This is a genomic window from Teredinibacter purpureus (assembly GCF_014217335.1).
Classification (GTDB): Bacteria; Pseudomonadota; Gammaproteobacteria; order Pseudomonadales; family Cellvibrionaceae; genus Teredinibacter; species Teredinibacter purpureus.
Map to the genome: position 1 here is coordinate 1,041,803 of NZ_CP060092.1, position 12,195 is coordinate 1,053,997.

11 protein-coding genes are annotated in these 12,195 nt (G+C 44.6%); 10 read left to right on the forward strand and 1 reads right to left on the reverse strand.

Going from position 1 to position 12,195, the window contains the following annotated elements:
• The first annotated feature begins 15 nt into the window (after nucleotides 1-15).
• From H5647_RS04505 to H5647_RS04520, 4 genes are read left to right on the forward strand one after another with little or no spacing between them, the layout of a single operon-like run.
• Nucleotides 16-978: a glycosyltransferase gene (locus tag H5647_RS04505; protein WP_045856635.1), complete on the forward strand. Its 963-nt coding sequence runs from the start codon at nucleotides 16-18 to the stop codon at nucleotides 976-978.
• Complete coding sequence (locus H5647_RS04510) at nucleotides 975-2,120, forward strand: glycosyltransferase family 4 protein (RefSeq protein WP_045856637.1); 1,146 nt, start codon at nucleotides 975-977, stop codon at nucleotides 2,118-2,120. Before H5647_RS04505 ends, H5647_RS04510 begins: the two co-directional genes overlap by 4 nt.
• Entirely contained in the window at nucleotides 2,117-3,139 is a 1,023-nt protein-coding gene (locus tag H5647_RS04515) for a polysaccharide deacetylase family protein (RefSeq protein ID WP_200911629.1), read from the forward strand. The genes H5647_RS04510 and H5647_RS04515 overlap by 4 nt, the downstream gene beginning before the upstream one ends.
• Nucleotides 3,140-3,153: 14 nt before the next feature.
• Nucleotides 3,154-3,747 (forward strand): acyltransferase, encoded by a 594-nt coding sequence (locus H5647_RS04520; protein WP_045856639.1) that lies wholly within the window; start codon nucleotides 3,154-3,156, stop codon nucleotides 3,745-3,747.
• Between the two features lie 46 nt (nucleotides 3,748-3,793).
• On the opposite strand, the gene H5647_RS04525 is transcribed toward H5647_RS04520, so the two are convergent.
• On the reverse strand, nucleotides 3,794-5,008 hold the full coding sequence (locus H5647_RS04525) for a TIGR03087 family PEP-CTERM/XrtA system glycosyltransferase (RefSeq protein WP_045856642.1): 1,215 nt from the start codon (nucleotides 5,006-5,008) through the stop codon (nucleotides 3,794-3,796).
• A 249-nt stretch (nucleotides 5,009-5,257) separates the two neighbouring features.
• On the opposite strand from H5647_RS04525, the gene H5647_RS04530 reads away from it, so the two are divergent.
• The 6 genes from H5647_RS04530 to H5647_RS04555 all read left to right on the forward strand — a co-directional run bounded on the left by H5647_RS04530 (nucleotide 5,258) and on the right by H5647_RS04555 (nucleotide 12,192).
• Nucleotides 5,258-6,166 (forward strand): glycosyltransferase, encoded by a 909-nt coding sequence (locus H5647_RS04530; protein ID WP_052691870.1) that lies wholly within the window; start codon nucleotides 5,258-5,260, stop codon nucleotides 6,164-6,166.
• Nucleotides 6,167-6,211: 45 nt separating this feature from the next.
• A complete protein-coding gene (locus tag H5647_RS04535) occupies nucleotides 6,212-7,681 on the forward strand; it encodes a lipopolysaccharide biosynthesis protein (RefSeq protein WP_045856643.1) in 1,470 nt (489 codons plus the stop codon).
• Between the two features lie 363 nt (nucleotides 7,682-8,044).
• Nucleotides 8,045-8,944: a glycosyltransferase family 2 protein gene (locus H5647_RS04540; protein ID WP_045856645.1), complete on the forward strand. Its 900-nt coding sequence runs from the start codon at nucleotides 8,045-8,047 to the stop codon at nucleotides 8,942-8,944.
• Nucleotides 8,945-8,960: 16 nt separating this feature from the next.
• Nucleotides 8,961-9,983, forward strand: coding sequence for an NAD-dependent epimerase/dehydratase family protein (locus H5647_RS04545; RefSeq protein ID WP_045856647.1), 1,023 nt, complete (start codon nucleotides 8,961-8,963; stop codon nucleotides 9,981-9,983).
• Nucleotides 9,984-10,109: 126 nt separating this feature from the next.
• On the forward strand, nucleotides 10,110-11,396 hold the full coding sequence (locus tag H5647_RS04550) for an NAD(P)H-dependent oxidoreductase (protein ID WP_045856651.1): 1,287 nt from the start codon (nucleotides 10,110-10,112) through the stop codon (nucleotides 11,394-11,396).
• A gap of 16 nt (nucleotides 11,397-11,412) precedes the next feature.
• Nucleotides 11,413-12,192, forward strand: coding sequence for a sugar phosphate nucleotidyltransferase (locus tag H5647_RS04555; protein WP_045856653.1), 780 nt, complete (start codon nucleotides 11,413-11,415; stop codon nucleotides 12,190-12,192).
• Nucleotides 12,193-12,195 lie beyond the last annotated feature (3 nt).

The following is a 12,195-nucleotide window of genomic DNA, read 5'->3' on the forward strand; positions in this document are numbered from 1 at the left end:
GAATCAATAGCATTTATGGTTACACAACACGAAAAAATTTCGTTTGTTATTCCGCATAGAGGGCGAGAAAATCTCTTGCAGGATACCTTGGCTTCTATTACCCAGCAAAAACTAAACGGCCAATGCCTTGAAGTTGTTGTGGTAACGCAGAATACCGCGTTGGAAACGTCAACAATGGCCTTAATAGAAGCGCTGCAAGGTAACGTTGTTTTTCGTCCTGAGCATGAAACGATTTCGCGCATGCGCAATATTGGTTGTGAAGAAACGAGTGGAGACTACCTAGCGTTTTTAGATGCAGATGTTGAACTCGCACCCGATTGGGTCGTCAGTATGTTGGGCGCTCTATATGAAAACCCTAAACGAGTTATCGTGAGTGCCATGCAGCGCTGTGACAATGCGGCGCCAGTGCTTGAGAAAATTAGAACGACCTTAAGCAATGTAAGCACAGAGTGTAATGTTGACTTTCTGCCTGGTCGAAATTTATTCTTACGGCGTACAGTATTCTCGCTTTCAGGTGGTTTTCCCGAAAATCTTGTAACATGCGAAGACTACTTTTTTACCCAAAAAGTCGCCGAGCAGGGCGAATTGTTTTATACCTCACGAACAAACTATATTCATTTGGGGGAAGATAAAGCCTACGGCAGCATGTTCAAAAAAGAAATTTGGCGTGGTCAATCCAATCTTCAGTCGATGAAGGGCCGGAAAATACCTTTGGCCGAATGGCCGAGTTTCTTGGTGCCGGTATGGGTGCTCTTATTTGCGGTATCGACGGTTATTAGTTTAGTTGCCGGCAGCGTATTGCTTGCGGTAGTCAGTGGTATGCTCACTTTGTTTCCCGTTGTGCTTTACAGTATAAGGCTGTATGGGAAATCTGCGGGGACGCTTTCATTGCGAGATATCATGCGCTTTTACGTGCTGTATTTTCCCGCCCGAATCATTGGTACGCTTACCGGATTGTTTAAAATAGTAAAACTATGAGTCATTCAATAATAAAACCTATAAAAGTACTTCAGCTTATTTGCCCTACTGGGTATTACGGGGCAGAACGATGGATTGTTACCTTGGCCAAAAGCTTAGATGCCACCGCGATACAGTGTGATCTTGCGGTAACGGTAGAGCCTAATATGGAAGAGCTTAAAATAGTTGGCGAGTATCGCGCAACAGGCCAAACCGTACACGAAGTGAAAATGAATAATCGCTTTGATTTAGGCGTTATTTTACGTCTAAAAAACCTGATCCGTGAGAAAGGTTATACCCTTATCCATACTCATGGATACAAATCAGATATTTTAGGTTTGATTGCTGGTCGGCTGGCGGGAGTTACAACTATCTCAACGCCACATGGTTTTGAAAACGCAGAAGACTGGAAACTTAGAGCCTATATTGCATTGGGCAACAAAACGCTTAAGCATTTTGACGTAGTGGCGCCACTGTCGGAAGAGCTGTGTGCCGATGTACGAGCCTTGGGCGTTAAAGAAAATGCGCTTTGTTATATTAAAAATGGTGTAGATCTAGAAGAAGCCAGTGATCAAATAGCCAGTGCCAGTAGTAATCTGCGTTTAAGAGAAAAAAAGAAAAAACGTGTGGGTTTTATTGGACAAATGATAAGCCGAAAAAATATTTTTGATCTGTTGGATATATTCAATAGTTTGTCTGCCGAGAACCCCGAGCTAGAGTTAATATTATTGGGCGACGGGGACGAGCGTGCAGAGTTAGAGCGTTACGCTCACACATTAGCCGCGACTAGCCAGATACAATTTTTAGGTTTTCGGGATGACCGCATAGAGTGGCTACAGAGTTTTGATTTATTTGTGATGACCTCAACACTAGAGGGTATACCGCGATGTTTGATGGAATCTATGGCGATGGGTATTCCCGTTGCAGCATACAAAATTGCAGGTATCGACCAGTTACTCTTTCATAATGAAACGGGATTGCTCGCAGAACTCGGCGATAAAGCCGCACTTGAAGATTGCTGGAAAACATTGCTCTACGATACAGCGGTTGCAGACAGAATAGCCTCGAGCGCTAGGGATTATGTGATGAAGGAGTTTTCGGGTAATCGGATGGCCGACGACTACACCCGCCTCTACCGAAAATTGAGTGCTGATATTACGTGAAAATTCCCAAATCGCGTAAGCCCATACTTTTTCTTCTTTCTGTCGATACGGAAGAAGAGTTTAATTGGGATGGCGTTTTTCCCCAGCAAGACTGTTCAATTGAAAATATTCAATGCTTGCCTCGGTTTCAGGCTTTCTGCGAGCGGTTGGGTATTCGGCCGACCTACTTGGTTGACTACCCTGTAGCAAATGACGAGACAGCCAGTAAAACCTTAAAAAATATTGTTGCGAAGAATACATCAGAAGTGGGTGCGCACTTGCATCCGTGGTGCACCCCGCCTTTAACCGTGCTTAATGGTGAACGTGAGTCTCATGTGGTTAATCTATCACCGGAACTGGTTAGCGAGAAGTTGCAACACCTTACGACGACCATTAAACAAAACATTGGTGTAACGCCAACGGTTTTTCGCACTGGCCGATGGGGCATTAATGGCTCGGTATTGAAGGCTATTGGGAAGGCCGGCTACGTGGTGGATTCCAGTATTCTACCGTTCTATGAAAACAGCTATTTTTCGTGCAGCGACAGTATTAACACACCCTATTGGCCAGATGAAAGTAATACAGATGTAGCAGGCACGCAGCGCACTGTTTTTGAAATACCGGTTACAGCGGGGTTTAATCGTAAACCGTTTCGGTTTTGGGGGCGAGTTCATCGTCTGTTAGAGTTGTCCCCGCTTCGTCATCTTCATTTGATTGGCCTTGCATGGCAAATGAAATTATTACGGAAGATATACCTTAGTCCGGAACTGGCATCTAGCGATGATATGTTGTTGTTGATCAACGCCGCTATTAACGATGGTCACGACGTGGTTCATATGTATTTGCACAGCTCGAGCTTGCTGGCGGGGCAGAATAGCTACGCCGAAAGTAAAGAAGATGTCGACCATATTTATCAGCGGATTGAACAGGTTATATCGGCACTGACTGCCGAAAGAGACATTCGCTTTTGTACCTTGTCCGAGAGTGCTAGCCTGCTGCAGGCTGGTATGGCTGAACTACCCGCTACCTTACAAAAATAAAAGATTCGATAATAATGCGCCTGATAATTAAAAAAAGTGTGTACGGTGTTTTTTGTATAGCCGTATTGCCCATAGCACTCGTATACCTTTTGCTCGGCGTTATATTACCGAAAGACTCGCTCGTGGCCGGTTACTCACAATTATTAAGTCTATTTCCGGGCATAACGGGCAGCTATATTCGTAAAACGGGTTTACGTGTAGCGTTAGCGCGTTGCCACTGGGAATGCCAAATAGGGTTTGGGGTTTTATTCTCTCAGCAAGACACTGAAATTCACAGTGGTGTGTATATTGGTCCTCAATCAAACATCGGCAAGTGCTCAATCGGAAAAAACTGCTTAATTGGCAGTGGTGTACATATCATGAGTGGCCGCAAGCAGCATAATTTTACGGATACAAGCATGCCCATTAAAGATCAGGGCGGTGTGTTCGAAAAAGTGACAATAGGTGAAAATTGTTGGGTGGGAAATGCGGCACTTATTATGGCCAGCATAGGCAATAATTGTATTGTTGCTGCTGGCTCTGTTGTAACCAAACCGATTCCAGACGGCGCGATTGTAGCGGGAAACCCTGCAGTTGTGGTTAAACAGCGTGATGTGCCCTGCGATTGATCGCGCTTAGCGGTAGTCATTAGGTTATTCGGGCTTCTCTGATGCGTTAGGGTTGCAGGATTTTTTCCAGTTCGGCTAGCTTCCCTTCCCAGGAAAATTCCCGCTGAACTAAAGCGACGGCGTTCTTTGCTAGTGTAGTGCTTGCGTCGGGGTTGGCTACCAACCAGTGGATATGCTGAACGAGATCGGGAATGGTATCGCCCACAAGAATATCAACTTCATGAGTACAACTTATTCCCTCGGCTGCTACAGGAGTGGCCACGGTAGGTAAGCCGGAGGCCATTGCTTGTAATACTTTATTCTGCACGCCTCGGGCAATGCGGAAAGGGGCTACAAAAATGTGTGCCATGTTGAAATATTGATGTATGTCGTCAACAAAACCGGTTATTACGATACCAGGGTATTTTTTCAGAGCCATTACTTTAGCGTTGGGGTTCATACCCGCGACATAAAATTTAGCGTCTGGATATTGTGTTCGGATGTCAGTCCACGCGTGCTCGACAAACCAACATACGGCATCGACGTTGGGTAGGTAATCCATAACGCCGGTAAATAAAAATATGGGGTCTGTTAGTGGCTTTTCTTGCGTGCCGGGTTTGAATGACTCGGTATCTAAGCCATTCGCAATGGTATGAAGCTTGCCTTCATCTTGTGTGTTTTGCAGGAACAGCTCGATTTCGTTTGGCGAAATAAAGAGCGATGCGTCGAATTGATGGTGGACTTTACGTTCGTACTCGCCGAGTAGCTTCGACTCGCGCCAATAAATAAGATTGAGTGGAAAGCGCTTAAGATCTTGGTATTGACGCCACTTGTCAGAGTCGAGATCCATAAAATCCATAACAAGCTTAGGTGCCGATTTAGGCGCAGAGGAGCGCACAGCTTGCAGTGGCTTAGAGCGAAAAACGTATTCTGCCATGCTGGAGCTGGTGCAAATTACGGCATCGGGTAGCTGCTCTATTAGGGCTTTATCGAAGCGCTGCTGAAGTTCGCGCGTGTAAAAATTCGAAACACTGAGTGGTTTGTGTGTCACTAAGCCCACTATGTGCGATAACGCGCTGGGTTTTTGGGCGCACTGTACACTCGCACAAAATATTTTTTTTAGTTCGAGTAGATTGGCGCGATCGTCGCTAGATTCTATTGGGCAAAATAAATGTACAGTGTGGCCACGTTCAGCCAAATATTTAATTTGATGAAAAGTACGAATTTTCTCGCCCTTGTTGGGCGGGTACGGCACTCGATGGGCTAATACTGCAATATCCATACGTCACTGAATTTTAAGGAATGATATGGCTATATTGCCTTTATCGATGGAATAAGTGAAGTGTAAAATGGCAAAGTCGGTTAACCTGTTGCAGGTTCGGTTTAACCGGATAACAAAAGAAAGCTAGGCACGGTAATCGTTGTCGAATTGGTTTACAGAATTTGGGTTCATTCGCTTGGCAGAAGCAAAGGCGTTGGAATTTCACTCTAATCAAATAGGTTTTATACCAATTAGCCTTGGGGATATTACATGAAGGATCAGTCTACCGATTTAGTGAGTGTGGTTATGCCGCTCTACAACGGGGAAAAATACGTAAAACAGGCGTTGGATAGTGCTTTAGCCCAATCTTACACCAATCTCGAAATTGTGGTGATCGACGATGGCTCAACCGATAAATCGGTCGATATCGTGAAAGAGTACGGCGATAAAGTAACGTTAGTCATTCAAAAAAACAGTGGTCCCGCTAGCGCGCGCAACAATGGTGTAGAGGTCGCAAACGGTAAGTGGATCGCCTTTCTGGATTCTGATGACATCTGGCTTCCCAATAAGTTAGAAACACAATTAGCTAAAATGCACGACGTTGTGTGGAGTTATTGTGACTCCTGTTTTATGGGAGGCGCGAATGACGGTTTACGTGATAGTGAATTAAATAATAAATTCGACGGCTCAATTATAGAGCCGCTTATACGTTCCAATTTTATTGGAACATCGGGCGTAATTGTCGACCGCGAGGTATTCCGGGTTTGCGGTGGGTTTGATATGCAGCTTCGATCAATACAAGATTGGGATCTGTGGCTGCGAATTGCGGCCAATAATCCCATTAGCTACACGGATGAGCCGTTAGTGTTGTATCGAGTACATTCGGAATCAACGTCCCGCAGTGCCCGCAAAACATTGCCCAATCATATGCGTGTTATCAATAAAACATTTTCGAAGGGTGGTGCAGGCGAAAAATTACACCACCTAAAAGCGTTTGCAAAAGCAAATTCATTTGGTATTTGTGCCCATATTGCAGAAGAGGAAGGTGATCTCGGTTTCGCGCTTGGCTGCTCATTTAAATCAGCGTGTAGCCAGCCCGCGAAGCCGTCTGCTTGGGTTATGTGTTTCAAGATGTTCGTGAAATACGGGCTTAACCTAACCGGATTAAGAAAAGCTTAATAATGATTAACGTATTCAATCAGGTTTTAACCGACGGAAGCGCGCATGAGTAAAGTAAAACGAGCCGTCTATATGTCGGTCGTGGGACAATATTCGTTACAAATTATTAATTTTGTAACGGTTGCAGTGCTTGCTCGCCTGTTATCGCCAGACGAAGTAGGGCTTTTTTCTGTCGCAACCTCCATTGCCTTTATTGCGATAGAAATGCGTTCTTTTGGTGTGGCTGAATTCCTTGTTCGAGAAAAAGAAATTGACGAAGGCAAGATAAAATCCGTACTAGGCGTTATGGTTATAATGTCGTGGGGGCTGGGGTTTATCTTGCTTGCCTGCTCTTTTTGGATTGCAGAGTTTTACAAGGTCGACGATCTTAAATACGTACTGTGGATAATTACCATTCCGTTTTTCTTTGCGCCCCATTCAGCGGTACCTGCAGCATTGTTGTCGAGAGAAATGAATTTTGATGCGATGTTAGCGATTAACTTAGCGGGTTGCGTTTCTAGAAGTAGTATTTCCATTGGTTTGGTTTTATTGGGCTACAGCTATTACGGGTTGGCCTACGGTACCTTGGCTGGCGTTATCACAGAGTTTTTGGCGATTACGTATTATCGGCCTAGCAGTATGCCTTGGCTTCCCACGTTTAAAAATATTAGCCATATTTTTCGTGTAGGCCTGCAAATAAGTGTGGCCAAATTTCTAAATAGTTCCGCACAGAATGCGAGCGACCTTTTACTTGGGCGTATTGCCAGCATGCACGCAGTCGGTATGTATTCGCGTGGTCTTGGGTTAATTCTATTTCTACAGAGCTTATTGGTGAAAGCGGTTGGGCCTGTTGCATTGCCGCATCTCTCGGAAGTGCAGCGTAACGGTGGCTGCGTAAAAGAAGCCTATCTAAATTCAGTAGTGCTTATTGGCGCCCTGTCCATTCCTATTTTTGCCGTTGTCCATTTGTCCGCAGACGTAATGATAAATGCGTTGTTTGGTGACCAATGGGGTATGGCTGTCGATATTGCTTCCGTATTATCGCTATGGGCCATACTTCAGACTATCCATTGCTTTTCTGGGCCGGTGTTGTTGACGTTACATAAAGAAAAACTATTCCTAATAAAGGAAGCGATTTCCATCGTAGCGAAAATTATTTTAATTATCGTGGCGATCCCCTACGGGTTAACGTACGTAGCGTGGGGCTTCGTTGTTTCGGCCGTTATCGATTATTTCGTTGTATCGATTATGTTGAAACGCATATTGGCGTTGTCACTTACCGAAGTGTTGAGGGCTAATATGTCTAATTTTCTTGTCGCTGCGATTTGTTGGCTATTGCTAAAAGGGATGATGTTTGTCGGAGTATTCGAAGGGCACGGAGCTTGGGCGTCGGTTGGCATTATTGGGTTGGTCATGGTGCCGGTGTGGCTCTTGACGATCAAACTTACAGGTAACGCTGCATGGCCCCATGTTGCGGCTATTCTTGAGCGCATTTATCAATCCGGTAGCGAAAGGTTTAAACGATCGGCGGGTTAATTGCAAACATGTGTTTGAAATGGGAGGGTTAGCGTGCAAGGTTTCGGTAACTACCCTACGTGTCAAATAACTCGACGATTACCGCGGGAGAATGAGTGAGTGATTTAATCGCGCAGAAATATCCAGAGGGTACAAGAAAAAAGTATGGTTGTAGTTCACATTAAGCGTCGTTACAATCTTCTTTGATTTGGCCTTCAGAGTACTTGATTGGCGGTTTAGCTAGCGTTTGCGTAGTAGCTTGCGGTTATCAATACTCATGGTTGGGGCTTTGATTGAGAGCTTAAGTGAGCGGACGCATAAAGCGTTTTGTCGCCTATTGGCCTAAATTGCGTAGGATATTAAATTTTTACCGGCGAGAATATTATGGATAACAACTCAGACACCTGCCGTATTACAATTGGAATGCCTGTCTATAACGGTGAAGACTACTTAGCAGAAACATTGGATACTGTATTGGCGCAAACGTACAGTAAGTTTATTTTATACATTGCGGACAACGCCTCTACCGATCGCACTGAGGAAATTTGTCGAGAATACGCGCGCAAAGATTCGAGAATTGTGTATGCGCGTAACCCGAAAAATGTGGGTGCAGCGGGTAATTATGAGCGCTGTTTTACACCCGCAACGACCGAGTATTTTCGTTGGCAAAATGCTGACGACCCTATTGGCCCAACGCTTATAGAAGATTGTTTTAACGCGTTAGAAAACGATAGCTCTATCGTGCTTGCCTATTGTAAGTCTCGTATTATTGATGATAAAGGTACGGTAATAAGTGACTACGAAGATAATCTTTCGTTACAGCAAGCGTCAGCATCGGAACGTTTTATATCCTGCGTTAATGTTATTCGATTACAGAATGTAATGTATGGGCTCATTCGCCGTGAGCCTTTGGCTCGTACTGCGCTGTTAGGGGCCTACACTTCGTCAGATCTTAACTTAGTCGGTGAACTTTCTCTTTATGGGAAATTTGAAGAAATTCCTAAGCGGATGTTTAACCGTCGTGTACACCCTGAGAGCAGCAGTTGGGATATGAGCGACGCCGAAAAATTAAAAGAATTTTGGGATCCGTCTAAGCGTAAATTGATTATGCAAACTTGGCGAAGCATGTACGAATATTATAAAGCAGTATTTAGATCGCCTGTTTCGTTCGGCGAAAAACTTAAAATTAGTAAATATTTACTTAAGCACGCTTATTGGCGCAAAACAGCAATGATCGGCGAGCTACGCGATTTAATAAAAGGCAGTCTTTTAAAGGCGTCTTAACCTTTTGGAGGGATGTATGAAAGTTTTAGTAACCGGTCACCGGGGATTTATTGGCACAGTCATGGTTCCCATGCTGTTAAAAGAAGGGTTTGATGTTACCGGATTGGATTCTGATCTATACCGGTTTTGCACCTTTGGCGATGCTCCTTTAGATATTCCTACAATAGACAAAGATGTACGTAAGGTTGAAAAGGAAGATTTGAAAGGTTTTGATGCTATCGTTCACTTGGCAGCATTGTCGAATGACCCGTTAGGCAATATCAACCCAGATTTAACTTACGACATTAACTGGCGAGCTTCCGTTCGTCTTGCTGAAATGGCTAAAGAAGTCGGTGTAAAACGTTTTCTATTTGCGTCGTCGTGCAGTATGTACGGAAAAGCCGGTGAAGATATTTTAGACGAAACGGCTGAGTTTAATCCTGTAACACCTTATGCAAAATCAAAAGTGTACGTAGAGCGTGATGTATCCCCCATGGCGAGTGATAGCTTTAGCCCAGTGTTCTTGCGTAATGCAACTGCGTATGGTTTTTCACCGCGCATTCGTTTTGATTTGGTTATCAATAATTTAGTAGCGTGGGCCATGACCACGGGCCAAATTCTTATGAAAAGCGACGGTACTCCATGGCGTCCGTTGGTGCATATTGAAGATATTAGCCAGGCGGTTATTTGTTCGTTAAAAGCAGAGCGTGAAGTTATTCATAATCTTGCTGTCAACGTGGGTAGCAATACTGAAAATTATCAGATGAGTGACTTGGCTGGTTTGGTGCAAGAGACTGTACCAAATTGTGAAATTTCATTTGCAGATGGCGCAGGCCCGGATTTACGTTGCTACCGTGCAAACTTCGATAAAATTCATACGGTTTTCCCTGAGTTCAAAACGCGCTGGACCGCCCGCATGGGTGTAGAGCAGTGCTATGAAGCCTATCAGAAATACGGTTTAGGCAAAGACGATTTTGAAGGCATTAAATACAAGCGCATTGATCACATTATGAATTTGATCGAAAGCGGCAAGCTCGACAAAGATCTCTATTGGCAGTAATTATCGCCGAATAAATACCGCCCATTGGTACGTGTTGCTAATGGGCGGCAAGATATCAGTCGATTATGTCGATGTAACGTTACCCACTCATCAGTAATGGATTCATAACTCGACAAGGACGACCCTATGATAATCGTTGATACGGCCATAGAAAAACGGCTCGCCGAAAATCGACCGATCAATGTTGCGTTAGTTGGTGCTGGCTTTAGTGCGCGCCATATCGCGGCTCAAATTCAAAATTCTTTTCCTGTCATTCACCTTGCCATTATTGCCAACCGCACATTGTCTAACGCCACAAAAGCGTTTAAAGATGCCGGTGTCGATACGCCTCTCACTGTCACCACCGCTAGCGAGCTTTCGAATGCTATCGAAGCGCGGCAAAGCTGTATAACCGACAACGTCGACCTTATCTTTGATGCGGACGCTATTGAAGCCGTAATAGATGCGACAGGCGAAGTAGAATACGGCGCACGTATAGCGCTTAAAACTATTCAATCAGGCAAACATATTTTTGCGCCAAACTGCGAAATGGATGCAACGGTTGGCCCGCTGATTAAACACTACGCTGATAAGGCGGGTGTTATCTACTCCAATACCGATGGTGACGAACCAGGCGTTGCGGTCAATCTGGCGCGCCATGTTCGCACCATGGGCCTAGAAGTTGTGGGTGCCGGAAACCTTAAAGGGTTTTATGATGCCCACCGTACCCCTGAAACACAAAAGGCCTTTGCCGAAGCGCATAATCAAAAGCCAAGAGCCGTAACCTCGTTTGTGGACGGCACCAAGCTATCCATGGAGTTAACCGTGACAGCCAATGCGTTGGGGTTTGGCGTGGGTAAGCGTGGCATGCACGGCATAAAATGTGATGATGTTCGCACGTGTTTAGAGCATTACCCCGAAGGGGCGTTTCAGCCAGGTAAGGGAATAGTCGACTTTTTGGTGGGCGCCTCACCTTATACTGGCGCTTATATAGTCGGTTACAGCGAAGAGCCCATGAAGCAAGAGTACCTGCGTTACTTGAAAATGGGTGACGGGCCACTTTACGTATTTTATACCCCCTTCCATTTGCCTCAGCTCGAATTGCCCATTACGGTATGTCGCGGTGTATTATGTTCGGACGCTGCTGTAGCCCCTAAGGGTAAGCCTTACTGCGACGCAATCGCTATCGCAAAAAGAGACTTAGCACCGGGTGATGTGTTGGATGGATTGGGCGGCTTTGACTGCTATACAGAAATCGAAAACTTTGATACCAGCCGACGTGAAAACCTATTACCCATGGGTGTATCGTCGGGCTGTACTGTAATAAAATCTGTAGCGGCGGATACCGCTTTAACGTATGACGATGTTGCGTTACCTTCAGGCCGTTTTATTGACGAATTGCGTCAAGAAATGAATACAATATTTTTCAACTAATTGCGTGGAATAAAAAATGAAAGTCGTGCTTTTTTGTGGTGGTTTGGGGATGCGGTTGCGTGAATATTCTGAGAATACACCAAAGCCAATGGTGCCGATCGGGAACAGGCCCATCGTATGGAATTTAATGAAATATTACGCTCATTTTGGCAACAAAGATTTTATTATGTGTTTGGGGCATAACGCCCACGTGATAAAAGACTATTTTATTAATTACGATGAGTGTTTAACGAATGACTTTGTTTTAAACGAAGGCAAAACAGAGCTTTTAAAAACTGACATCCATGATTGGAAAATTACATTCGCGGACACCGGAATGAACTCCAATATTGGTATGCGTTTGAAGTCCGTCGAAAAATATTTGGATGACCTAGCACCTGACGACATGTTCTTGGCAAACTACGCCGATGGATTGTCCGACGCGCCGTTTGATGACATTCTAGAATTCTTTAAGAAAAGCGATAAAACTGCCTGCTTCCTTTGCGTAAAGCCTCAGCAAAGTTTCCACTACATACGCCTAGATGACGACGGCATGGTAAACAGTATTCAAGATACAACGCATACTGGCCTTACTGTTAACGGTGGCTTCTTTATTTTCAAAAAGAAAATATTCGATTACATGCGTGACGGCGAAGAATTGGTGCACGAACCCTTTGAGCGTCTTATTGAAGAAAATCAACTTGTAGCGTTTCAGTATGATGGGTTTTGGAAATGTATGGATACATTTAAAGACAAACAAAATTTTGACGAAATGTATGCGAGCGGTGACAGACCTTGGCAGGTGTGGGGCGAATAGACG

What these genes read in the sequence shown, in the direction of transcription:
- H5647_RS04545 (WP_045856647.1), top strand. Translation starts at nt 8,961, where the DNA reads ATGAAAGTTTTAGTAACCGGTCACCGGGGATTTATTGGCACAGTCATG.
- H5647_RS04530 (WP_052691870.1), top strand. Translation starts at nt 5,258, where the DNA reads ATGAAGGATCAGTCTACCGATTTAGTGAGTGTGGTTATGCCGCTCTAC.
- H5647_RS04505 (WP_045856635.1), top strand. Translation starts at nt 16, where the DNA reads ATGGTTACACAACACGAAAAAATTTCGTTTGTTATTCCGCATAGAGGG.
- H5647_RS04535 (WP_045856643.1), top strand. Translation starts at nt 6,212, where the DNA reads ATGAGTAAAGTAAAACGAGCCGTCTATATGTCGGTCGTGGGACAATAT.
- H5647_RS04550 (WP_045856651.1), top strand. Translation starts at nt 10,110, where the DNA reads ATGATAATCGTTGATACGGCCATAGAAAAACGGCTCGCCGAAAATCGA.
- H5647_RS04555 (WP_045856653.1), top strand. Translation starts at nt 11,413, where the DNA reads ATGAAAGTCGTGCTTTTTTGTGGTGGTTTGGGGATGCGGTTGCGTGAA.
- H5647_RS04520 (WP_045856639.1), top strand. Translation starts at nt 3,154, where the DNA reads ATGCGCCTGATAATTAAAAAAAGTGTGTACGGTGTTTTTTGTATAGCC.
- H5647_RS04525 (WP_045856642.1), bottom strand. Translation starts at nt 5,008, where the DNA reads ATGGATATTGCAGTATTAGCCCATCGAGTGCCGTACCCGCCCAACAAG.
- H5647_RS04540 (WP_045856645.1), top strand. Translation starts at nt 8,045, where the DNA reads ATGGATAACAACTCAGACACCTGCCGTATTACAATTGGAATGCCTGTC.
- H5647_RS04510 (WP_045856637.1), top strand. Translation starts at nt 975, where the DNA reads ATGAGTCATTCAATAATAAAACCTATAAAAGTACTTCAGCTTATTTGC.